The 24,302-nt window shown below is 30.4% G+C and carries 24 protein-coding genes; 15 read left to right on the forward strand and 9 right to left on the reverse strand.

Going from position 1 to position 24,302, the window contains the following annotated elements; translation table 11 throughout:
- Nucleotides 1-83 precede the first annotated feature (83 nt).
- From IM744_RS08705 to IM744_RS08730, 6 genes are all read left to right on the forward strand, one after another.
- Entirely contained in the window at nt 84-737 is a 654-nt protein-coding gene (locus IM744_RS08705) for a BON domain-containing protein (protein ID WP_194507737.1), read from the forward strand.
- Between the two features lie 173 nt (nt 738-910).
- Nucleotides 911-1,579 (forward strand): BON domain-containing protein, encoded by a 669-nt coding sequence (locus IM744_RS08710; protein ID WP_194507738.1) that lies wholly within the window; start codon nt 911-913, stop codon nt 1,577-1,579.
- Nucleotides 1,580-1,600: 21 nt separating this feature from the next.
- Nucleotides 1,601-2,497 carry a 3-hydroxyacyl-CoA dehydrogenase gene (locus IM744_RS08715; RefSeq protein WP_194507963.1) on the forward strand — a complete coding sequence of 299 codons (897 nt, stop codon included), beginning with the start codon at nt 1,601-1,603 and terminating at the stop codon, nt 2,495-2,497.
- A gap of 63 nt (nt 2,498-2,560) precedes the next feature.
- Nucleotides 2,561-4,321 carry an APC family permease gene (locus IM744_RS08720; protein ID WP_194507739.1) on the forward strand — a complete coding sequence of 587 codons (1,761 nt, stop codon included), beginning with the start codon at nt 2,561-2,563 and terminating at the stop codon, nt 4,319-4,321.
- 81 nt (nt 4,322-4,402) lie between these two features.
- Nucleotides 4,403-6,907: a cation-translocating P-type ATPase gene (locus IM744_RS08725; RefSeq protein WP_194507740.1), complete on the forward strand. Its 2,505-nt coding sequence runs from the start codon at nt 4,403-4,405 to the stop codon at nt 6,905-6,907.
- A gap of 342 nt (nt 6,908-7,249) precedes the next feature.
- Nucleotides 7,250-8,014, forward strand: a complete 765-nt coding sequence (locus IM744_RS08730) for an exodeoxyribonuclease III (protein ID WP_194507741.1) — start codon at nt 7,250-7,252, stop codon at nt 8,012-8,014.
- Nucleotides 8,015-8,027: 13 nt separating this feature from the next.
- Here IM744_RS08730 and IM744_RS08735 read toward each other — a convergent pair whose 3' ends face one another.
- From IM744_RS08735 to IM744_RS08745, 3 genes are all read right to left on the reverse strand, one after another.
- Nucleotides 8,028-8,387 (reverse strand): hypothetical protein, encoded by a 360-nt coding sequence (locus tag IM744_RS08735; protein WP_194507742.1) that lies wholly within the window; start codon nt 8,385-8,387, stop codon nt 8,028-8,030.
- Nucleotides 8,388-8,474: 87 nt separating this feature from the next.
- The gene (locus IM744_RS08740; RefSeq protein WP_194507743.1) at nt 8,475-8,882 is read right to left on the reverse strand and encodes a hypothetical protein; all 408 of its coding nucleotides are present in this window, start codon (nt 8,880-8,882) and stop codon (nt 8,475-8,477) included.
- A gap of 46 nt (nt 8,883-8,928) precedes the next feature.
- Nucleotides 8,929-9,702 carry an RNA polymerase sigma factor gene (locus IM744_RS08745; protein ID WP_194507744.1) on the reverse strand — a complete coding sequence of 258 codons (774 nt, stop codon included), beginning with the start codon at nt 9,700-9,702 and terminating at the stop codon, nt 8,929-8,931.
- Between the two features lie 174 nt (nt 9,703-9,876).
- On the opposite strand from IM744_RS08745, the gene IM744_RS08750 reads away from it, so the two are divergent.
- Together IM744_RS08750 and ligD are read left to right on the forward strand one after the other, a co-directional pair.
- On the forward strand, nt 9,877-10,527 hold the full coding sequence (locus IM744_RS08750) for a BON domain-containing protein (protein WP_194507745.1): 651 nt from the start codon (nt 9,877-9,879) through the stop codon (nt 10,525-10,527).
- Nucleotides 10,528-10,590: 63 nt separating this feature from the next.
- Nucleotides 10,591-11,490, forward strand: a complete 900-nt coding sequence (gene ligD, locus IM744_RS08755; RefSeq protein ID WP_194507746.1) for a non-homologous end-joining DNA ligase — start codon at nt 10,591-10,593, stop codon at nt 11,488-11,490.
- Nucleotides 11,491-11,585: 95 nt separating this feature from the next.
- Here the strand turns inward: ligD and IM744_RS08760 are convergent, their stop codons facing one another.
- Together IM744_RS08760 and IM744_RS08765 are read right to left on the reverse strand one after the other, a co-directional pair.
- A complete protein-coding gene (locus IM744_RS08760) occupies nt 11,586-12,107 on the reverse strand; it encodes a carboxymuconolactone decarboxylase family protein (RefSeq protein WP_194507747.1) in 522 nt (173 codons plus the stop codon).
- 256 nt (nt 12,108-12,363) lie between these two features.
- Nucleotides 12,364-12,567, reverse strand: a complete 204-nt coding sequence (locus IM744_RS08765; RefSeq protein ID WP_194507748.1) for a dodecin family protein — start codon at nt 12,565-12,567, stop codon at nt 12,364-12,366.
- A gap of 483 nt (nt 12,568-13,050) precedes the next feature.
- On the opposite strand from IM744_RS08765, the gene IM744_RS08770 reads away from it, so the two are divergent.
- From IM744_RS08770 to ppsA, 4 genes are all read left to right on the forward strand, one after another.
- Nucleotides 13,051-13,605, forward strand: coding sequence for a hypothetical protein (locus IM744_RS08770; RefSeq protein ID WP_194507749.1), 555 nt, complete (start codon nt 13,051-13,053; stop codon nt 13,603-13,605).
- A gap of 140 nt (nt 13,606-13,745) precedes the next feature.
- Nucleotides 13,746-14,144: a protease inhibitor I42 family protein gene (locus IM744_RS08775; protein ID WP_194507750.1), complete on the forward strand. Its 399-nt coding sequence runs from the start codon at nt 13,746-13,748 to the stop codon at nt 14,142-14,144.
- A gap of 16 nt (nt 14,145-14,160) precedes the next feature.
- On the forward strand, nt 14,161-15,015 hold the full coding sequence (locus IM744_RS08780; RefSeq protein WP_194507751.1) for a universal stress protein: 855 nt from the start codon (nt 14,161-14,163) through the stop codon (nt 15,013-15,015).
- Nucleotides 15,016-15,108: 93 nt separating this feature from the next.
- Nucleotides 15,109-17,505 carry a phosphoenolpyruvate synthase gene (ppsA, locus tag IM744_RS08785; protein WP_194507752.1) on the forward strand — a complete coding sequence of 799 codons (2,397 nt, stop codon included), beginning with the start codon at nt 15,109-15,111 and terminating at the stop codon, nt 17,503-17,505.
- Between the two features lie 151 nt (nt 17,506-17,656).
- Here ppsA and IM744_RS08790 read toward each other — a convergent pair whose 3' ends face one another.
- Entirely contained in the window at nt 17,657-18,187 is a 531-nt protein-coding gene (locus IM744_RS08790; protein ID WP_194507753.1) for a hypothetical protein, read from the reverse strand.
- A gap of 206 nt (nt 18,188-18,393) precedes the next feature.
- Between IM744_RS08790 and IM744_RS08795 the strand changes: the two genes are divergently transcribed.
- From IM744_RS08795 to IM744_RS20895, 3 genes are read left to right on the forward strand one after another with little or no spacing between them, the layout of a single operon-like run.
- Complete coding sequence (locus IM744_RS08795) at nt 18,394-18,717, forward strand: YtxH domain-containing protein (RefSeq protein WP_194507754.1); 324 nt, start codon at nt 18,394-18,396, stop codon at nt 18,715-18,717.
- A 5-nt stretch (nt 18,718-18,722) separates the two neighbouring features.
- Nucleotides 18,723-19,082 (forward strand): hypothetical protein, encoded by a 360-nt coding sequence (locus IM744_RS08800; RefSeq protein WP_194507755.1) that lies wholly within the window; start codon nt 18,723-18,725, stop codon nt 19,080-19,082.
- A complete protein-coding gene (locus IM744_RS20895; protein ID WP_394354979.1) occupies nt 19,072-19,284 on the forward strand; it encodes a DUF6327 family protein in 213 nt (70 codons plus the stop codon). The genes IM744_RS08800 and IM744_RS20895 overlap by 11 nt, the downstream gene beginning before the upstream one ends.
- A 55-nt stretch (nt 19,285-19,339) precedes the next feature.
- Here IM744_RS20895 and IM744_RS08805 read toward each other — a convergent pair whose 3' ends face one another.
- Genes IM744_RS08805 through IM744_RS08815 form a run of 3 tightly spaced genes read right to left on the reverse strand, consistent with a single transcriptional unit; the run spans nt 19,340 to nt 24,263 of the window.
- Nucleotides 19,340-20,410 (reverse strand): response regulator, encoded by a 1,071-nt coding sequence (locus tag IM744_RS08805; RefSeq protein ID WP_194507756.1) that lies wholly within the window; start codon nt 20,408-20,410, stop codon nt 19,340-19,342.
- Nucleotides 20,403-23,177 (reverse strand): PAS domain-containing sensor histidine kinase, encoded by a 2,775-nt coding sequence (locus IM744_RS08810; RefSeq protein ID WP_194507757.1) that lies wholly within the window; start codon nt 23,175-23,177, stop codon nt 20,403-20,405. The genes IM744_RS08805 and IM744_RS08810 overlap by 8 nt, the downstream gene beginning before the upstream one ends.
- Before the next feature lie 30 nt (nt 23,178-23,207).
- Nucleotides 23,208-24,263 (reverse strand): mechanosensitive ion channel family protein, encoded by a 1,056-nt coding sequence (locus tag IM744_RS08815; RefSeq protein WP_194507758.1) that lies wholly within the window; start codon nt 24,261-24,263, stop codon nt 23,208-23,210.
- Nucleotides 24,264-24,302 lie beyond the last annotated feature (39 nt).

The following is a 24,302-nucleotide window of genomic DNA, read 5'->3' on the forward strand; positions in this document are numbered from 1 at the left end:
AGACTGATGTAGGTCAGTGTTAGTGCTTTACAATCATAATATCTTTGGTGTATAATTATTGTTTAATTTAAATCATAGAAATTATGAGAACAGATTTAAGTATTAAAGAAGACATCTTAGACGAATTAGAATGGCAACCAAGTATTGATGAAACTCAAATTGGTGTTGTTGTAAAAGATGGCATTGTAACACTAACAGGAACTGTAGATAGTTATGTTAAAAAACGTGAAGCAGAAAAAGCAGTTAAAAGTGTCGTTGGTGTTAAGGCTGTAGCCGAAGAGATTGAAGTGCAGTACGGTAGTTCTTCACACAAATCAGATACAGAAATAGCCACAGCTGCAGTTAACGCTTTAAAATGGAACATTTCAGTGCCTTCAAACAAAATTGATGTTAAAGTTGAAGATGGTTGGGTATATCTTTCTGGAGAAGTGATGTGGGATTTTGAAAAAAATGCTGCTAAAAAAGCGGTTGAAAACTTACCAAGTGTAAAATATGTAGTAAATAATATTACATTAAAAAATACAGTGGAAGCCGAAGATATTAAAAATAAAATTAAAAAAGCATTTGAACGTTCTGCAGATATTGATTCTAAAGGCATTACTGTAAAGACTGAAGGTCATAACGTTAAATTGACAGGTAAAGTACATTCGTTAAAAGAAAAAGATGATGCAAGACGAACAGCTTATTATGCACCAGGAGTATGGAGCGTTGATAATGAGTTAGAAGTTGAGTATTAATTTTTTAGAATTTATAAGAAACAAAAATAATGTTGTCTTATAGAAAATCACCCTAATACATTTTATGTGCTAGGGTGATTTTTTTTGACACTGACTTGGGTCAGTAAATATTGTAATTTACTGCAGTAATTTTATACTGAATTAAGGATTACACAATTTAAAATGTATGTATTATGAAAACGGATTTAGAAATTAAAAACGACGTTTTAGAAGAATTATCGTGGCAACCAAATATCGATGAAACCCAAATTGGTGTAATCGTAAACAATGGTATTGTAACACTCTCCGGAATTGTAAGTGACTTACCAAAAAAGATCAGTATTGAAAACGCTGTTAAACGTGTAGCTGGAGTAAAAGCGGTTGCAGAAGAAATTAAAGTAAAATATACAGATAGCGATAAACACTCTGATATAGAAATTGCAAAAGCAGCAATTAGTGCTTTAGAATGGAATGCTTCTGTACCTTCTGAACAAATTATAGTTGAGGTTGAAGATGGGAAAATCTATTTAACAGGAGAATTAGAATGGGCTTATCAAAAGGATTTTGTAAAAAGAACCATTGAACATTTATATGGTGTAAAAGAAGTCATCAATAACATTCAATTAAAGCCGAAAGCAACTCCTGTAAACGTAGAACATCAAATTAAAAAAGCGTTTGAGCGCTCAGCAAATATTGATGCTAAAAATATTACTGTTAGTATCAATAATCAGGAGTTAACACTAAGTGGAACAGTGCATTCTATAAAGGAAAAAGATGATGCAGAAATTGTAGCTTATAAAGCACCAGGAATAACTAATGTTATCAATCAATTGGAAGTTGACTATTACCCAATCTATTTATAAAAACAAATGAAAATTATTAAAATGAATTATAAAAATGTAACCATAGCAGGAAGCGGTGTTTTAGGATATCAAATCGCCTTTCAAACCGCATTTCATGGATTTAATGTAACCGTTTATGATATTAATGATGCTGTTTTGGAAAAAGCAAAAGCAAAATTTAATACCATGTGTGAAGCCTTTAAAAAAGATTTAAGCGCAACACAAGAACAGCTAGATAAAACGCGTCAAAATTTAAGCTATACTTCAAATCTTGCTGAAGCTGTAAAAAATGCAGATTTACTAATTGAAGCGGTTCCAGAAAACCCAAAAATAAAAATAGAATTTTACAATAAATTAGCGAAAGTAGCACCCGAAAAAACGGTGTTTGCAACAAATTCTTCGACACTTTTACCCAGTCAATTTGCAGAAGCAACAGGACGTCCTAACAAATTTTTAGCCTTACATTTTGCAAATACCATTTGGATTCATAATACAGCAGAAATTATGGGTCATGCGACTACAGATCCAAAAGTTTTTAAAGATGTAGTAGCTTTTGCGAAAGCTATTGGTATGTTGGCATTGCCACTTCATAAAGAGCAGCCAGGATATATTCTTAATTCTTTATTAGTGCCCTTATTAAGTGCAGCTACAAACTTATTAGTAAATGAGGTTGCAGATGTACAGACTATAGATAAAACGTGGATGAAAGCAACTGGAGCACCTTTAGGGCCTTTTGCTATCCTTGATGTTGTCGGTATTACAACAGCTTATAATATTGATAAAATTGCAGCAGAGAAAACTAATGATCCCTTAAAAATAAAAACCGTAAAATACCTAAAAGAAAATTTTATAGATAAAAATAGATTAGGTGTTTCAACAGGAGAAGGTTTTTATAAATATCCGGATCCAGCATATAAAGCACTAGATTTTTTAAAATAAATAGCAACTCATTTTAATTAATACTTAAACAAAGGGATAAGTAGATCATATGTACAAGTACTTATGAAAAAACATAAAAAACTAAGCGAATTGGCAGCAACTGCTATTTGTGGAAATGATATTAGTTCATCCGTGTTATATGTATCTGCTTTGGCTATCGCTTTTGCTGGGCAATATGCATGGATTACATTACTTATCGTGTCTTTGGTTCTCTTTTTATTTAGAAAAATTTATGGAGAAGTGGTAGGTGCATTACCATTAAATGGTGGTGCTTACAATGCGTTATTAAACACAACAAGTAAATTTATGGCTTCTTTTGCAGCAACATTAACTTTGTTGTCTTATATGGCTACTGCTGTTATTTCAGCTAACGAAGCCATTCATTATCTGCATCATTTAGTACCTGGAATTTCTATAATAATAGCAACCATAAGTCTTCTTAGTTTTTTTGGAGTGCTAACGATTATAGGTGTTTCAGAATCATCCAAAGTAGCTATTGGGATTTTTCTGTTTCACTTACTCTCTTTTGCTGTATTAAGTGGTTTTATTATTTTCTTCTTGATTAATAATGGGATTGGCTTATTTTTAGAAAACTGGCATTTTCCAACGACTTCCGGAAGTATCACTAAAGCCATTTTTCTTGGTTTTGCTGCATCCATGTTAGGGGTTTCAGGATTTGAAAGCTCAGCGAATTTTGTTGAAGAACAAGAAAAAGGTGTGTTTCCTAAAACACTAAAAAACATGTGGATTGTAGTTAGCGTATTAAATCCGTTGACTGCATTATTTGCACTGTCATTATTTGCAATACCATTATTACAAAGTGACGCGTATCAAAACACACTCTTAATAGAAATGGCATCACATGTTGGAGGCAATTGGCTGGCTATTTTAATAAGTATTGATGCGTTTTTGGTGCTTAGTGGAGCAGTATTAACAAGTTTTGTTGGCGTTTCTGGATTGTTAGAACGTATGGCTTTAGATAGAATTTTACCGCAGTTTTTTTTAAAGAAAAATAAAAGGGGAAGTTCTTATCGTATTATACTTGTTTTCCTAATCTTAACTATTTCTGTTTTACTGATCACTAAAGGTGATGTTAAACTGTTGGCTGGTGTTTATACCATTTCTTTTTTATCTGTAATGGCATTATTTGGAATAGGGAATGTACTTCTTAAAGTGAAACGAAACAGTTTACCACGTCCTGAAAAAGCAAGTTGGATGGCGATACTTGTAGCTATTACTGCTGTAATCATAGCGTTGATAGGTAATATTGTTATGCCACCAATAGAGGGTAGCGCAAGTAATGTAACCGTCTTTTTAGATTATTTTATTCCTGCCATTATTTTCACAACGATAATGCTGAATAGAACCCTTTTATTAAAAGTGCTGTTAAAAATAATCCATACGGTTTTTGATCCGGTTCGTAGTTTTGTAATGAAAACAGATAGTAAAATATTGAAGGTAATTGATACTATTAATTCTCAGGAGTTTGTTTATTTTACTAAAGATGATGATGTAGAAACACTAAATAAAGTGCTCCTGTATATTCAGAAAAATGAACACACAAAAAGATTGAAAGTTGTGACTGCGACAAAAAATGGTAACCTGATTACAGAGCAATTTAGGAACGATATAGATGTTGTGGATAGAGAATATCCATTAATTAAAATCGAGTTTATAGAACTAGATGCTAATTTCGGTCCAGAATTAATTACCAAATTATCAAAAGAATGGAGCATTCCAATCAATTTTATGTTTATCGGTTCACCTGGAGATCATTTTCCTTACAAAATTGAAGAATTGGGTGGTGTACGATTAATCATTTGATTGAAGGTTTAGTATGAGAATATCTAAATTTTAAAAACTAATGTATTAAATTTCAAGAAAATCACTATTCCATAATTTTTAATGCAAACAAATAATTTTAATATAACAGGGTTGACCAATAAAGAAGTGCTGGAGGCACGTTCAAAATATGGTTATAATAAATTGGAGGCTAAAAAAGAGTATTACTATTTTGAAGCTATTAAAAGTTTAGTAAAAGAGCCGATGGTTATTTTACTATTGGTTGCATCTACGATTTACTTTATTAGTGGAAATTTTGGAGATGGTATTTTCCTTACCTCAGCGACAATACTTGTCGCTGCTATTTCTTTATACCAAGATTCTAGAAGCCGGAATGCTTTAGAAAAACTAAAAACTTTTTCAGAGCCCAAATGCAAAGTCATTCGTAATGGCAAAACCGAAGAAATAATAAGTGAATTATTAGTTGTTGGAGATAGTCTTATCGTGGAAGAAGGAGGTACTGTCGCTGCAGATGGTATTATTGTACACTCCAATGATTTCTCAGTAAATGAATCTATTCTAACTGGAGAATCTTTATCTGTTTATAAAGATAAAACAAAAGCAGATCATCAAGTGTATCAAGGTACATTGGTTTCAGGCGGATTGGCAATTGTTACGGTTACTGCTATAGGAAATGAAACGCAATTAGGTAAAATAGGAAAAAGCTTAGAAGGAATACAAAAAGAAAAAACACCTTTAGAATTACAGATTAACAATTTTGTAAAAAAAATGGCTATCGTTGGAGCTGTTGTTTTTATAATTGTTTGGGCAATAAATTATTTTCATTCTTATAATATATTAGATAGTTTGCTTAAAGCATTAACCTTGGCTATGAGTATTTTGCCAGAGGAAATTCCAGTAGCTTTTACCACGTTTATGGCTTTGGGATCATGGCGTTTGATGAAATTGGGCGTTATTGTTAAACAAATAAAAACCGTTGAAACTTTAGGTAGTGCTACTGTTATTTGTACTGATAAAACAGGTACTATTACTGAAAATAGAATGAGTCTCGCTAGACTTTATACGGTATCTTCTGATAAAGTATTCAAAATTGATGAAAATTTAGGTCCTATAGAAAAGGAACTGATTAGAGTATCCATGTGGGCAAGTGAACCTATTCCTTTTGATCCTATGGAAATAGCGTTGCATAGCGCTTATAAAAACACTAACCAAATAGATGAACGTTCCAAAGTCAAGCTTGTGCATGAATATCCTTTAGGAGGAAAACCGCCTATGATGACACATGTGTTTGAAAATAATCAAGGGAAAAGAATCATTGCAGCAAAAGGAGCACCAGAAGCCTTAATTGCGATTTCAAATCTTTCAACTATTGAAAAAGAGCATATAAATAAAGCTATTAAAACAATAACAGCAGAAGGGTATCGTGTACTGGGTGTGGCTGAAACTCATTTTAAAGGAGACAATTATCCGGAGAAACAGCAAGATTTTGATTTTGAATTTAAGGGAATCGTTGCTTTTTACGATCCGCCAAAGAAAAATATAGCATCAGTCTTAGAAGATTTCAGTTTGGCTGGAATAAAGGTTAAAATTATTACTGGTGATAATGCATTAACCACTAAAGCAATTGCCAAAGAAATTAGGTTTAAAGGTTTTGATAAAAGTATATCTGGCGACGAATTAATGCTACTTAATGAAACTGAATTACAGCAAAAGGTAGAAGACACCACAATATTTACAAGAATGTTTCCGCAAGCGAAACTAAAAATCATCAATGCTTTAAAAGCCAATAATGAAATTGTAGCCATGACTGGCGATGGTGTTAATGATGGACCTGCTTTAAAAGCAGCGCATATTGGAATCGCTATGGGTAAAAAAGGTACCGAAATTGCCAAACAAGCAGCATCTTTGATTTTATTGGACGATGATCTATCAAAAATGGTAGATGCTATTGCAATGGGAAGACGAATTTATGCCAATCTAAAAAAAGCAATTCAATATATTATATCTATTCATATCCCTATTATTTTAACTGTTTTTATTCCTTTAGCCTTGGGTTGGGCGTATCCAAATATATTTTCTCCAATCCATATTATTTTTTTAGAATTGATTATGGGTCCAACTTGCTCTATTATTTATGAAAATGAGCCGATAGAAAAAAATACGATGCTTCAAAAACCTCGTCCGTTTACAGTTACGTTTTTTAACGGAAAAGAGTTAATGACTAGTATCGTGCAAGGTCTAATGATTACTTTGGGAGTGCTTATTGTATATCAATATGCCATACAAAATAATTATAGCGAGTCACTTACGCGTAGTATGGTTTTTACTACTTTAATTGCTGCTAATATATTTTTAACTTTGGTCAACCGTTCTTTTTATTATTCAATTTTGACTACCTTAAAATATAAAAATAATTTGGTCCCATTGATTATTGGTATCACCATTACTATTACAGCATCATTACTTTTTATAGCACCATTTACAAAATTCTTTAAATTTGAAGCTTTAAACCTTGTTCAGCTATTAATTAGTGTGGTAACAGGTTTTTTAGCTGTAATTTGGTATGAAGTAGTAAAATGGAACAAACGAAAAAGAACAGAAAAATAGTACTAAGATCTAATGGTATAGAAGCAATTGATTGAGATATTCAATTCCAATTTTATAAGTATTTTCAGAAAATGGATATATAGATTAGTAGAGCTGTTTTAGAAAAATTAGACTGGGATACTTCACTTTTAGAAGAAAAATTGTTAAAGATTTAAACTTTCCGAAGATATTGTAAAAGAAGGAGTTAGTGTTGGAGTTGTTATAAATGCGTTAAAATCAAATAGAAAATTATAGTCTCTAAAAGAAAGGAAATGGCTCAGAAAACTACTTGTTTTTAACGTGGAATCTATAGAGTAAAAAACGAATTAGAAGTTGTTGATTGAGTCCTAATAAATATACTATATGAAAATTGTGTCTTGGAATGTAAATGGTATAAGAGCCATAGTGAAAAAAGATTTTTTTGAATCTTTAGAAAAATTAAATCCAGATATTTTGTGTTTACAGGAAACTAAAGCTCAGGATAATGAAGTCGAAAAAGCCTTATTACCAATAAGTGGATATAAACAGTATTTTAATTCCGCAGAAAAAAAAGGATATTCTGGAACAGCTATTTTGAGTAAAACTAAACCGTTATCTGTTATCAATGATATCAATATTTCAGAACATGATACTGAAGGTAGAATACAATGTGCAGAATATGATGATTTTTATTTAGTAAATGTTTATGTGCCTAATTCTGGGCAAAAATTAGATCGTTTAGATTATAGACAACAATGGGATGCTGATTTTTTGAAGTATTTAAAAAATTTGGAGAAAAGTAAACCTGTTATTGTTTGTGGTGATTTTAATGTAGCGCATCAACCAATAGATTTAAAAAATGATAAATCTAATTACAATAAAACAGCAGGTTATACTCAAACTGAAATTGATGGAATGGATAGTTTTATCAAATCGGGATTTGTAGATAGCTATAGATTGTTACATCCAGATACAGTTGCGTATACGTTTTGGAACTATCGTTTTAAATCTAGAGAACGAAATACAGGGTGGAGGATTGATTATTTTTTGGTAAGTAATTCTCTAATTGATAAAATAAAATCGACACAAATACTACCGGAATACTATGGATCAGATCATTGTCCAATTAGTCTTGAAATCACTTTGTAGAGCACTTGATTTTTTAATGCAACTCATTAAGAAATTCTTTCAAAACATCTACTTGAAAGCTTCCTACGAGTGGTAAACTTTTATCTGCATTCATTATTACTAATCCATACCCTAAATGTGATAGTTTACAATCTTGAATAATTTCTTCATTTATTCCACTATATACAGGCATAAAATGTTTATTTGTCTCAATACCAGAAGTTTTTGCAATTTTAATGGCTGTTGCTACTGCATCTTTAATTTGGTCAGGAGATAATCCTTTTTTTAAAAGATCACTGGCTAGATGTGTCATATGTAAACTGTTGTACATGTCCATAAAATTATGAATCGCATCAGCCTCATTATATGTTTTAGTATATATTAATAATTCCATAGTAGTTGTGTTTTTGTATTTTAAAAAAAATAACTACTGAAGAAATTGCGTTTAAACCAGAATGCATTTCTTCAGTAGCAGGATAAGTTATAGACCTTTTGCATAGTCAAAAACAATTCTTTTAAAAGATTTAAAATCATTTGTAAACGTGTTCATTCTTGATAAAAGATGACGATGTTTTTCTCTGTAATTATTATCAGATAATCCTTTTTCTCTCAATTCAATTTTTGATAATAATTGCTCGTGTTCAACAATACTCTCTCTTAAATCATTAAACAAATCTGTGTGGATTTTATCTAAGTTTTTTAGCATGCTTTCATATTCTGAATTGTTTTTTTCTGAAGCTTCTTTTTTCTTTAATAAATCACTAAAAAATCTAATTTCATCCTTCCAGAAGCCTATGGTGTCTAGCCATTCTCTGCTTTCAAAGTGCAAAACATCTAGTCCTGCACCTAATAAATATTGCGTTTTTGGATTTGAAGTTGCTGTATTCATAATTATATGTTTTAATTAATTTTTCTAATTTATTTACGAAAGGAGATTATTCATTTGTAGAATATCTATTAAAAAGACTGAGTTGTAAAGCCTTTTTTGCATCCTTTAAAAGTTGTTCAACTTCGTCTACAGTATTGTTTCTTATTTGTGCAATTTCTTCTAGACTTAGTTCTTGATTTATAGACAATTCAAAAACATTTCGCATGGCATTTGGTAAATTGTGTAGTACCATAGCAATATGATTTTTAACATTTTCGTCCTTTAAGTCTTTATCTATTTTTTTAACCAAATCTTTTTCGTCATTCTCAATAAACACATGGTTTAAAGTATAGTCATTATGATTGTAAGACATGTCTTCTAATTCTTCAATCAATAGTAAATCTCCACCACCATCAATGCTATACTTTTCTTGCATTGCATCCCATTCTGGTTTAGAATAGTCGTCAATGTTTTTAAAGAATAAATCATCAAACTCTTCTTCAACTTTAATATCATCTAACAATGAATTGGTTATTTTAAATAACCATAGATAAAAATCTTTTTCATGTTTAACCTCTTCTATATGATCATAAATTTCAATAAAGAGCTGATCTATAATATCATCTGCCTTATACTTGTTTTTAGAGAAATGACCTTTTCTAATAGCAGTATTCAATTGTGTATTAACATACTGTCTTATTTGAGGCATTATTTTTAAGACTAATGCATTAAAAGATGTTTGATCTCCTTCTTTTTTTAGTTTAATTAAATTCGGAAATGATTTAGTTACGAAAAGACGGAATTCTTTTTTGTTTTGGAAATAAGAAATATTTGTTTGCATGATATAAGTTCTTAATTAAGTTATATGTAAAGATGTAAACTTAAAGGTTGATATAAAATGACATAAATCAGTTAATAAAAAAATATTGAATACTGACTTGCATCATTTAAAATCTTAATTAGCTGAATTACATTTATATAAATTATTTAATATTTAATAAAAAATTAGAATATTATGAGATCAGATTCAAGTATTAAAGAAGATGTTCTTGCCGAGTTAGCTTGGCAACCAAACATTAATGAAACTCAAATTGGTGTTATTGTAAAAAATGGTGTGGTAACACTTAATGGTATTGTAGATAACTATGCAAAAAAAATTGCGGTAGAGGAAGCCATAAAAAGGGTTTCTGGTGTTCGGGCTGTCGCTGAAGATATAAAAGTTGAATATCATAACAATAACAAAAGAAATGATGGAGAAATTGCTCAGGCAATAGTAGATGCCTTAAAATTGAATTCTGCTATTCCACAAGATGAGGTTAAAGTGAAAGTTGAAAATGGTTGGGTTTATTTATCTGGACAAGTTGAATGGGACTTTCAAAAAACTGCTGCAAGAAAAGTAGTTGCAGATTTGTTAGGTGTACATGGAGTGACTAATGAGATTTCTATTAAACCAGCTGTAAAGCCTATTGAAATAAAGGAGAAAATTAAAAAGGCATTTGAGCGTATGGCAAATGTAGATGCCAAAAATATCTTTGTTGATGTAGAGGGACATACTGTAAAACTTACAGGTAAAGTGCATTCAATTAAAGAAAAAGATGAGGCTCGAAAAACAGCTTATTTTGCGCCAGGTGTATTTGAAGTTAAAAATGAGCTGGAAGTTGTTTAAATGGTTAATTATAATGTAACTAAAACCTTAAATACATTCTTTTAGGTTTTTAAACATAATCTTATGAAGACAGATGATCATAATATAAAAATCACACATAAGGATAAAATTTTATTTCCTAATTCTAAAATAATAAAACATGATTTAATGGCTTATTATGAAAAGATAGCTAATTATTTACTTCCTTATTTAAAGAGTCATCCTTTAACAATGCAACGATTCCCAAATGGAATTACAGAAGATGGTTTCTTTCAAAAAAATGCTTCTCAATATTTTCCAGATTGGATAAAAACTGAAGACATAAGAAAAGTTGGTGGCTGGGTAAATCAAGTAATTTGTGATAATAAAGAGACACTCCTTTATTTGGTTAATCAATATGTTATCACTTTTCATATTTCATTAAGTACAATAGATAATATGGAGTATCCAGATAAGCTTATTTTTGATTTGGATCCTCCAAAAGAAGATTTTGCATTAGCGATTGAAGGAGCTAAAGCTTTAAGACTATTATTAGAAAATGATTTAGGGTTTAAATCATTTTTAATGACAACAGGTTCTAAGGGATTGCACGTTATTGTGCCTTTAAAACAAAAAGAAGACTTCAATGAAGTACACACTTTTGCAAAATCAATATCAAATCATATTGCTATACAGAATCCAACTAAATTTACAACTGCTATTCGTAAAAATAAACGAGAAGGACGTCTTTACATAGACTATCTTAGGAATTCTTATGGGCAAACAAGTGTTGCACCATATTCAGTAAGAGCTATAGAAAATGCGCCTTTAGCTACGCCTATATATTGGAGTGAATTAGATGATGAAAAGTTGAATGCACAGTTTTGTAATATTAAAAATATCTTTAAAAGACTAGAACAGATAGAAGATCCTTGGAAAGATTTTTCAACTTCTGGAAAACGCATTAAAAATGCTAGAAAGAAATTAGAGTTATTGGTGAAGTAAAGCTTGTAAAAAAACAATTCTATATAGAGGTAAATCTGCAATTTAATGTAGAACCTTATTTGTTATGAAATCCGTTTTGTTCCTCTGTTGTACTTTTATCTAGTCTTATATTTGGTAGACCAATCAAACCTCTTAAAAGACCATGAATAATTGCAATTGGTAATAAAAAAGGCACTTGTTATTAACGTTCCAAGTTCAAATAACATGGAGCTGTCTTTGTACGGTTTGCCCTTTAGTCTAGATTGAAATGCACTAAACGGGATACCTAGCATATTGCCAACAGTTATTATTTGGATTACAGAAAGAATGACAAGTGTTTCTTTTTCACCATATTCTTTTACAACCACATCAAAAGCATATTTTTTAGGAAAACCTCTGGAATCTGCAAAATGTTGGGCAAACATAATTGCTTTAGCTTCTTCTGGTTTTATAAAATGATTTTCACCACTTAAAAAGCTACTTATTTCTTCACCACTCATGCCTTGACGTAATGCCATTTTAGTATGTCCATAGGAGCAGATAGCACAACCATTTACTTCCGTTACTGCCAATTGTAAACGTTTTGCAAAATCAGTATCAACTAATTGGCTTTTATTATTCCCAATCATTGTTTTCATAGCTATTGGTAGATAAACAAAAGCGCGATACATTTCCCGTAAACTGAACTTATTTTTAAACTCGGTTTGTGGGCTTTTAACCTCTGATATTTCAATGTTATTTTTCATTTTCAGAATATATCAATTACTTTTTTAGTCAACTCTTTTATACTTGATTTAAAAGAAAACTATTACGTTAAAAAAGGATTCTAAAAAAGTAAAGCAGTGACAAATTACCTTTAAGGAACCCTTTTCATAAATAAATACTCAATTACTACTAATCCATAATAGCAAAAGACACTTTTGTAGTCACACGATATTGAACTACTTGATTATTAGTAACTTTTGCCTCCATATCTTTTACGTAAACAGATTTAATGTTTTTTACTGTTTTGGAAACTTCTGCAACAACGTTTTTAACCGCATCATCAAAACTTACGGTAGAATTACCTAATACTTCAATTACTTTTAAAACTGACATAATACATTGATTTAATTATTAATATAAAACAAAAATAACTGGAATTCACGCCATGTCAAATGATTTGAGTCAGTCCGAAAATAATATTACACGAATCTATGATTATTTCATAAAGCTCAATGAAGACATTCTTTTATTCAATTAAATAAAAAGCTTGAAGTAGTTAGTAAGGCTCATAAAATGTAAATACTATTAGTTAGGATTGCTGTAAAATTAATTTTTTTTAAGAAAACTAAAGTGTTTACAAATCCCAGTTTTCTTTTTTAAAAGATTCCTTTTGGTACTTTTATTTACTGCTGGTATTTAAAGACATATTTAATCAATTCAATAAAATTTCATCAACTGATTCAGGTCATTTTATCTCAGACCTAATCGTTTTAAATTTGCTGTATAATTAATAGATTAGAAGTTTTTCTATAATTCATAGTTAAGTATTTCTATCTATAGTATTTCAAATTAATTAATATCTAAAATTTTAAAAAAATGAAAAAAATTATTTTAGGCCTAATTTTAATAGGATTGGCAATGCAATCTTATGGTCAAGACGTGCTTTTTCAAGCAAAAATTAAAAAAGAGAAAGTTCCTGTAGTCATTATTGAAGCAATCGATACCGACTTTGGGGATTTTGAAATGGTTGAATTTTATGCAATACCTATAGAATTCATTGATGAAGAGGTGTATATAAATAGAAACATTGATTCTGATGAAGATTATGATACTTATCAAGTGATTTTGAAAGGAAAAAACAGTAAAATAGTTAGTACTTACAATAAGGAAGGTAAGTTATTAAGTTCAGTTGAGCATCTTAAAAATACTGAACCAACTTTAGAGGTTAGAAATGCTATGGCAAAAGCATTCCCTGGTTGGATTATAACAAAGGATCACTATAAAATGAACTACTATTCTGGCAAACAGAAAAAAGAACGTTATAAATTAATTATTACAAAAGGAAAAGAAAAAAAGGTGGTCTTTATGGATGGAAAAGGAGAAATCTTAAAAGTCCATCAAAAACTAAACCTAGAACTGAAAAAAAACTGATATAAATAATAAAATATTATTGCTCAATATTTTAACAACAATCATTGTGTTTTGTTACATGTAAAAAGGAAGTCTTTAATTGGTTGACTTCCTTTTTTTGTGCAATATCCTTTTTGCATTAATAAATAACTATTACCGCTATGAAATATTTTTATTTTTTTTTAAAGAAGTTCAAACCGTTACTATTTATTTTAGCTTTAACATTAGTTCGTTGTGCAGGACCTTATAGCTATAATGATGATGGCTCAACAATAGAATTAAGTGAAGATGATTCATTTCAAATTGAATTACAAGGTGATATTAAGTCTGATTATTATTGGCAATTAGTTTCAGAAAACACTCTCGTTAAATTACAAAAACCAGTAACCATTAAAACATATTCCGATAAAACATTGTATACATTCTATTTTAAGTCGCTGTCTTATGGAGAACAAAAAATAGAAATGATATATACCGATGGTAAAGATATTGTGAATACCTTTCAGTTAAATGTTATTATTGGGAGCATGGGACTTATCACTTCAGAGTTGAAAAAATAATAAATCCTAGTTTATAATGAAAAAAAGAATTTTATGTTACACAGATTTTTCTGAAAATTCGCAAAATGCAATTCATTATGCTATTAAGCTATATGAGCAACAAGCCTGTGATTTCTATATTTTAAATGCCTTTCAATCAGATGAAGATGCTTCAGATATTGAGGCGCTTATCCCAAAGCCAGGTAATGAAACTTATGAATTAGAAAAGAAAATTTCAGAAACTGGTTTAAAAAAAACAGTAAATACTTTAAAGTCTAATTTCAAAAGTGCCAAACATACTTACAAAACGATATCAAGTTATAATACTTTACTTTATAGCCTAAAAAACACCATCAAAAATAACACTATAAATCTGCTAGTTATTGGTGCTAAAGGGATGTTGGATGAAGAAGAAAATAACAACATACCGACTTTAGATGTTATGGAATATATTACGGAATGTTCTATTTTGGCAGTTCCTTGTGATTACAAATATTGCGGTCTAAAAGTAATAGTACTTCCTGTTAATTATGAAGAAGCACTAAATGAAACCAATTTTTCTGAAATACTTGATATAGCTAAACTGCATCATCCAAATATAAATATTCTACATATTAAAAAAGAGCATGAGTTAAACGACAATCAATTAGAACATAAAAAAATGCTAGAATCAATTCTCCAAGGACTAAAATATACATTCCATACTCTTATGCGTATGAATGTAAATAAAGGAATTAATCTCTTTATCAATAATGAACACTGCAACCTCATTGCTTATATTGATGAAAGATCTCACTACATTGGCAATGAACTACCAAGACCTTTATTTAAAGCATTGGATAATCATTTGTCGATACCTGTATTGCTGGTTAATGTTAATTTTTCAAGGTAATATTTCTATAAAAGAAAACATCTAAATGACTTTAGTCATTTAGAATAGAAAACAGAATGGGTATTTTTAGGATTAAATTAAAGAACTAAAAATATGGAATCACGTATCAAAAAGTTTAGTGAAATTGCGATTAGCGATATAGGTCTTGTAGGAGGGAAGAATGCTTCTTTAGGAGAGATGTATAATAAGTTAACCTCAAAAGGAGTTCGTGTACCAAATGGATTTGCAACAACTTCAGCTGCTTTTTGGGAGTTTTTGAAGGAAAATAAGATTCAAGAAACTTTAAAAGTACTTTTAACCCAGCTCGATAGAGAATCCTATTCTAATTTAGAAGCGATTGGAGAACAAGCTCGCAACTATATTTTAAACGGTACTTTTTCAGTCGATTTTTCAGAAGAAATAAAATCCGCTTATAAAAATTTATGTAAAGAAAGCAATTGTGCAGTCGCTGTGAGAAGTAGTGCCACAGCTGAAGACTTGCCAGATGCTAGTTTTGCAGGACAACACGAAACCTTTTTAAATATAAAAGGCGAAGAAGAATTACTTAAAGCAATAAAAAAATGCATTGCATCTTTATACACTAACCGAGCTATAAAATATCGTGAAGACAAAGGTTTTAAGCATGACACAATAGCTTTATCTGTTGGAGTGCAACTTATGGTTCGCTCTGATAAAGGATGCTCTGGAGTAGGCTTTACCATAGAACCAGAGTCTGGTTTTAATAATATAATTCACCTTTCTGGTGTTTGGGGTTTAGGTGAAAACATTGTACAAGGTGTTGTAAGTCCAGACGAATATTATGTCTTTAAACCAAGTCTGAAAACGAATAAGTATCCTATCATTCAGAAAAAATTAGGAGACAAGAAGTTAACAATGATTTATTCGGAATCATCTCATGATTTAGCAACCATAAATATAGATACTCCTGAAGATAAACAGCAACAATTTGTATTAACAGATGCAGAGGTAGTTGTTATGGCAAAGTGGGCAAAATGTATAGAAGACCATTATAAAAAAGCAATGGACATTGAATGGGCAAAAGACGGTTTATCAGGAGAGTTGTTTATTACACAAGCGCGACCAGAAACGGTTCATCAAACAAGAAATAAAAATATCCATATTGAATATAATTTATTAGAAAAAGGAGAATTATTAGCGCAAGGAAATGCAGTAGGATCTAAAATAGCTGTTGGAAAAGCTCGCCTTATAAAATCCCCAAAAGATGCAGATGAACTATCGCCAGACACTATTATTGTGACAGATACCATTACGCCAGATTGGGATCCGTTATTAAAACAAGTAGCAGGTATAGTAACCAACAAAGGAGGCAGAACAAGTCATGCTGCTATTGTGGCTAGGGAATTGGGTGTTCCAGCAATTGTTGGATGTGATGATGCTACTCAAGCTATACAGGATGGAGAAATAATTACGGTTACTTGTTCTCAAGGAAAAACTGGATATATCTACCAAGGAAAGTGTGCTTTTGAAAAAAAAGAAATTGATTTTTCAAATATTAAACTACCAAAGACTGAAGCAAAAATGATACTTGCTGATCCTGAAAATGCATTCCAACTATCGTTTTACCCAAATAATGGAGTAGGACTGTTACGAATGGAATTCATTATCACACATCTGGTAAAAGTGCATCCTATGGCTTTGGTTAAGTTTAATGCTATAAATGATGTTGCCATACAAAAAGAGATCATCGAAATTACTAAAACATATGCTGACAAAACGGAATATTTTGTAGATAAGTTGTCACAAGGTATTGCAACTATTGCAGCTGCTTTTTATCCTAAAGAAGTGATTGTAAGGCTAAGTGATTTTAAAACCAATGAATATGCCAATTTAATTGGAGGAGCTCAATTTGAGCCTAAAGAAGAGAATCCAATGTTAGGTTTTAGAGGAGCGTCACGTTACTATAGTGATTTATATAAAGATGGATTTGCATTGGAATGTAGGGCAATTAAAAAAGTACGTGAGGTTATGGGACTTACTAACCTAAAAGTAATGGTACCGTTTTGTAGAACAATAAAAGAAGGTAAAAAAGTATTGGTCAGTTTGGAAAATAATGGGTTGAAACGTGGTGAAGACGGACTAGAAGTGTACACTATGGTAGAAATTCCTAGTAATGTGATTTTGGCGGAACAATTTGCTGAAATATTTGATGGGTTCTCAATAGGCTCCAATGATCTTACTCAACTAACATTGGGTATTGATAGAGATTCTCAATTAATGGGAGAGCTCTTTGACGAAAATGATGAAGCAGCAAAAAAGATGATTTCAATGGCAATCCATTCCGCAAACAAAACAAAAACTAAAATTGGTTTGTGTGGTCAGGCACCTAGTGACTTTCCAGAATTTGCAACTTTTTTGATTAACGAAGGTATAGACAGTATCTCGTTTAATCCAGATGCTTTATTACAAGGTATCGAAAACATTAATAAAGCAGAAAAAAGTGTTTTTAATAAAAAGCAAATTCATAATTAGAAAAAAACAATCCAATTGGAGGTCATTTCACAGAACTCAAATATCAATTTATTTAGCTATATAATTAAAGGTAAATAGTTCTTTAAGAATATAGAAGTATACCTATTTTAGGTAGTAATGCAATTAAAATATTGATGGTATTGAAAGTCTTTTATAAACTTTTTGGTTTTCTTTCTGTTTTCCTTTCTAACTCCATTTTTTTTAAATTATTCTGAAATTGATTTAACTCATTTTCGAAGCCTCTAAGTATTATTAAATAATTACCAAGATGTAATGCTTTTAAATAAAATGTAGATCTTTCTTGATCTATTCCTAAACCTCTTAAAATACCGTAAGGTCCTGTTAACATTGCGCCTATTTTTTTGAGTTCTATTTCTTGCAAAAACATAGAAACAAGAAATCCTGTGATAAAAATGGTTCCAATTTCAGGATTTGATAGAATTCCAAAGTCTATTGGATGTGCAAACAAGGCCTTACATTTTATCTCCATTTCTTCTTCTAAAGCAAATAGTTTTTTAGGATCATCCAAACTATCTTCATCAAACTTACCAATTATAGATACTTGTAGGTTACTATTTTTGGATTCTTGAAGGGTTTTTAATACGTCCTCTACTTGCTTAAATTTTGGGTATGATTTTAAGAAAACACGCTTTTGGTTTGTTTCTTGACTTTTAGATTTCATTATAATTTAATATTGGTACAATAATTTCTACTGTATCACTAAAATAACATGAACTAGATTAAAAAGTAATGACGTACATCATTATAGAAGTTTTTTTAGATTTTTATTAATTTTAATTACAGTGACCTAGGTCATTCTAATTAAGAGTTAGTTGGCCTAATTTTGTAGTATAGAAATTAATTTATTAATCTTTAAAATTTAGAATTATGTCAAGTAATAAGGAAAACACACTAGTTGCTTTGCTAGCTGGAGTTGCAATAGGAGTAGGGATAGGAGTGCTATATGCACCGGATAAAGGAACCGAAACAAGAAAAAAAATTAAGCAAAAAGCAGAAGATGCTAAACACGATATTTCTGATCGTGTGTCTCATGCTAAAGCGGATCTTACAAGATCTGTACATGAGAAAAAAGAAGAAATGAAAGAAAAGTTAGATGAAACTATTTCTCATATGAATGGTAAGGCAGAAGATATTATTTCTAGCTTAGAACGTAAGTTAGAAGAGCTTAAAAAAATGGAGCCTCAAAAATAATAATTATGGCTTTTGAAAAATTAAAAGAAAACGTGTTAGAGACAGATGTTAATATTCATGCTTATATAAATAGCAGTGAAGATTACCTTAAGCTTAAAAGTTTTAAAGTACTTATGTTAGGTGTTACCTATGTCACTAAAGTATTAGTAATAGGTGCTTTAGTATGTATAACATTACTAATGATATCTTTTGCTGTGGCCTTTAGGTTAGCTCAAGTTTTAAATAATACGTTTTATGGTTTTTTAATTGTTGGATTGTTTTATGTGCTAGTTGTAATACTTGTTTATTTATTTAGAGACAAGTTTAATGGGCCTTTATTAAGAAAATTTTCTAAATATTATTTTATAAAGAATGATGCCAAATAACTATAATTCGTTTAACGAAATAGACAATCAGTTAAAAATTTTGAGCTTGCAAAAGCAGATTTATAAAGAACATATAAAACTGAATATTAAAAGCTCTAAAAACAGCTTAAGCGCGATCAATATTAAGAGTGAATTTAAAAGTGCTTTGCAAGAGCAAGTACTTACATTTATAATTAATAATTTGATTAAAAGGTTTAAATAATAAAAAGGAGTTTTACTATATATTTATGGTGAAACTCTTTTTCCTTTATTGTCTACTATCCAAATTCTGAAATTTGTTTTAGTCTTTCTTTGTCTAATATAACAAGTCTTCTATTTGTTTCTACATCAATTAAACCTTCATGTTTAAATTCGGTTAACATTCTAATAGCGGTTTCTGTTGCTGTACCAATTAATCCAGCAAAATCTTCTCTAGGAATACTAATTCCAGTATGTTTACTATCTTTTATTAGTCCTTTATGATCTAATTCTAACAATGCTTTGGCTGTTCTTTTTCGTACAGTAGAATAAGCCATATCTACCAGATGCTCCTGCATGTCTATTAAATTATTAGAGATGATATCTATAAATTTATTAGAGACCTCTTTGTTACCATACAAGAGTTTTGTGAAATCTGCTTTTGGGATTCCGCAAATCTCAGCATCTTCCAATACACTGGCAGTTTCTACATACAAGCCTTTATCTCCAAGTAGCGATAATTGCCCTATAAAATCTCCAGGACCATATAAACCTGTAACAAATTCTTTTCCAGATTCGGTAGTTCTATATGTTTTTACATTCCCACTTTGTATAAAATATAATTGATGTGCAGCAGTGCCTTCTGTAAAAATGTATTCTTTAGTTTTATACTTTTCAAGGTTGCGATCATTAGAGAGTTCTTCTAGTTTTAAGTAGTCTGAAGCTTCGTTAATAAATTCACTAATACCTTCAATGTTTTTAGAGAATTCTTTTTTTAAAAAATCACTCTTTTTTATACGACATGCTATAGCATCTAATAATTCATCCTCTTCAAATGGTTTGGTTAGATAATCGTCTACACCAATATTCATTCCTTTTCTTACATCTGTTTTTTCCGATTTAGCAGTTAGAAAAATAAAAGGAATACTCGCTGTTTTATGGTTTTTACTTAAGCTTTCAAAAACACCAAAACCATCTAATTCTGGCATCATAATATCGCAAAGAATAAGATCTGGAGCATGCTTTAAAGCTTTTTCAACACCTATTTTACCGTTTTCCGCAGTAATGACAGTATAATTTTCTAATTCAAGAATATCTGCAGTATTTTCTCGTACGTCTTGATTGTCCTCAATTAATAGTATTTTATTCATCTTTTTTTTCATTTAAAGGAAAGGTTATACAAAAGGTAGAACCTTTATTTATTTCACTTTTAAAGTTAATTGTACCATCCATTAACTCTGTGTATTGCTTCACAATATTTAGTCCTAAACCAGTACCTTGGATATTGGAAGCATTATTTGCACGATAAAAACGTTGAAACATATGGTCTTGATCTTCTGTTGGAATACCTATACCTTGATCTTTTATTTCAATGCATACTAACTGGTTTTTAACTTCTATTATAATGGTTATATCTTGTTGTTCTTCAGAATACTTTATAGCATTAGATACTAAGTTATACAGAATGTGTTTTAGTAATTTGATATCTAAAATCACATTAATAGTGGAATGCTCACATTGAAAATTAATAATTTGACCTTCTTTTTTGATACCATCAATTTCTTCAATTAACGATTTAGAAAAATCAATAAGATTGAATGACTCAGGATGCGCAGTTACTTTTCCTTCTTGCAACTTACTTAAAGAAAGGAAGTCATTAAGTATCACAACAAGATTTTTTACATTAGATCTAATTTTAGTTACATAACCTATTCTTTTATCTTCTTTTCCAGGCTCGTTTTGTTTTTCAATGAGTATTGCTGAAGACAGAATAGCACTTAAAGGAGTCCTAAATTCATGCGAAGCCATAGAGATGAACCTCGATTTTAATTCGCTTAATTCACGTTCTTTTTTTAACGTATTGAAAATTTCAAGTTCTGCTCTTTTTTGTAAGGTGATGTTATTATGAACTAACAATACGCGTTCTATTTGGTTCTCTTTGTTTAATAATGGTGTCGTATTGACTAGGTAATATCTATCTTGAAATGTGATTTCAAAAGAGAGGTGTTCTCCATTAAACGTCTTTTTTATATTATTCTTAACTATTGTCTTTACATCTTCTGGAACTCCAGTAATTTTATTAAATAAGGTTGATTTATTCATCAAATTTTTAAAGCCTAACTCTTCAAGTTCTTCACCATTAATAAATACAAGTGAAAAAGAGGAATCTATTACTGCTATAAACCCTTTTGGAAAGCAATGAGAAATATCATTAAGTAATTGCATACTACTTAAAGCTTTATTTTCAGCCTCCTTAGTTTCATTAATTTGGTCTTCAAGACTTAAGTTAGATTCTACTAATTTTTGAACAACTGTTGTTAATTCTTTGGTTCGTTCTGCTACCTTTTCTTCTAATTCTAGAGTATAATCACGAAGCTTTTCTTCACTTTCTTTTAATTTTTCTTCTGCTAACTTCTGTTTTGTAATACTATTGGTTACACCTATTATGCGTTCTGGTTTGCCTTTTGAGTTTTTGAAAACCTTTCCTTTTTCTTGAAGCCAATGTATCGATAAATCAGGATGTGTTATTCTATATTGTACAGTATAATTACTGGTTTTTTTTATCGCTTCCGTTATTGCTAATTGTACCTTATCTCTATCTTCAGGATGTATATTATTTAAAAAAGCTTGATAAGTAGTTGTATGTTCTTCTGTTTCCATACCAAATAAAGAGTTTTGGTATTTGTCTCTTACTATTTTATCGGAAAGTAAATTCCAATCCCAAGAACCAAATTCGCCTGCTTCTAAAGTTAATCGGAGTCTTTGTTCATTTTCTAGAATCTTTTTTTCTGCATTTTCACTTTCGGTAATATCCCGTATGATGCATAAAAAATTATTGGTGTCTGTTTTAACTATTCGGGATTCAAAATGCGTAAGCTTTCCCATAATGTTAAGGGAGTATTCTACTATTTGATTTTCTCTCGTTTTTTCGCAATCGGCAAATCCTTTTCTTATTTTCTCGCAAACTTTTTTTGGAAGTATCTTATCAATATTATTACCTATGTGGTCCTCGTAAGGTGCTATAAGTTGGTAGTCTTCAGGAGCGTGAACCTCTAGATGATTTCCGTGTTTGTCATAAAGTATCATGACGTCTGGTAAAGCTTCTAGTAAGGCTTGGGTTTTTTCTTGACTGTTTTTTAGTTTTAATTCAATGTTTTTATGCCTAGTAATATCTTGGATGGTACCATATAGTTCTTCTGGCTTGCCTTCTGCATCATATTTTGTTACCCCTTTTGCCAGAATGTGTCTTACAGTGCCATCTGGTCTAACAATTCTTTGCTTGTGTTTATATGGTGTTTTATTTTTTACAGCATCGTTTATAGCTTGTATTGTATTTTTTTTATCTTCTGGATGAATAAAATCTCTTACAGTTTCTGAATTCAGTGTTTTATCTCCAGGAAGAAGATCAAGGATTCTGTAAAATTCATCGGACCAGTTTCTCTCGTTCGTTTTTATATTCCAATGCCAATTTCCTACATGTGCAAGGCGCTGAGCTTCTGCCATTCTGCTTTCACTAGCTAGTAATGCTTGTTTTGCAGACATACGCTCTGTAATATCTATTATAAAAGCAATTACAAGCTGTTTATTATCAATTTCTGTAGGACTTAAACTTATTTCTAACGGAAATTGTGAACCATCTTTTTTCAATCCCCATAAATCCAAATCCTGTCCCATACGTCTTGATTTGGGTTTTTTTGCATAGTTGGTTCTATGGGATTCGTGATTTTTTTTGAATTTGTTTGGAATAAGATTTTCTACTGTTTTATTAATTAATTCTTGTTTGTTGTAACCAAACATTTGCTCGCATGCAGGATTGGCTTTAATAATAACACCACAATCATCAATGACCAAAATACCTTCTACGGAAGAATGGAAAATACTTTTAAAAAGGACATTATCTTTTAATTCATCTATCATTTTTTATATTTTATAGATAGTCATTAACGTTTATATTTTAAATACGTCCATTTGTCTTAGTTTAGGTAAAGACGCAGGATATTTTTCTTGTATAAAATTAATTAATTGTTCTCGTATTTCACAACGCATAGTCCAAGTGTCTGAAGCGTTTTTCGCACTAAAAGTGGCACGTATTTCTATGGCTTTTTCATTGCTGTTTGTCACCAAAAGTTCTCCTGTTTTTTTATCCCATAAAGGATGTTCTTTTAAAATAGCCATTAGTTTTGTTCTCAAATCGGCAACAGGAAAGGTGTAATCTACATAGAGAAAAACAGAACCAATTAATTCGGTAGAATTAAAGGTCCAGTTTACAAAAGAATGATCATTAAAATAATTAAGTGGCAAAACCAATCGTCTTTGATCCCATGTTTTAATAACAACATAGGTTAGCGTAATATCTTCTACGGTACCATATTCTCCTTCTATAACAACTTCGTCGTCTATTTTAATAGGTTGAGTAAATGCAATTTGAAATCCGGTGATTAGGTTAGCAATTGATTTTTGAGCAGCTACACCTGCTATGATACCAATGACACCTGCTGATGTAAGTATAGTGGTGCCTAGTTTTCTTACTTCAGGAATATTCCATAAAATAGCAGCTATAGCAAGTGTGAAAATAATAACAATGGAAAGACTCTTTAAAAACCGTAATTGCGTCAATACTTTTCTGTCCTTTGTTATATGATTACCGTTATTAGTGAATTTTTGTTTTACTATTTCTTCTACTGCATTTAATGTAGCAATTATCATCCAAGATAAATTGATGATGATAAGACTTTCAATAATTTTATGCCAAAAGGAATTTAACTCTAGAATAGAAAGAGAACTGTAGATAAATAATATGGGTAAAAGAAATTTGGTAGGTGCTTTTAAATGCTTTAATAACTGTGCTTTTAAAACGGTTGGTTTTCTTTTGTTAGAAAATTTAATAAGTGAAAATAAAATCCATCGTAAAATAAGACCTATTAATATACAGCTTAAGATTACTAAACTATACGTGATCCAAGATTCTAGATTGAGAGGTGTTTTTATGTTGTTTATAGTCATTTGATTATGTGAAATAGGCTAGTGTTCTTTCATTTAAAA

It is taken from the genome of Psychroserpens luteus (assembly GCF_015319355.1).
Lineage (GTDB): Bacteria > Bacteroidota > Bacteroidia > Flavobacteriales > Flavobacteriaceae > Psychroserpens > Psychroserpens luteus.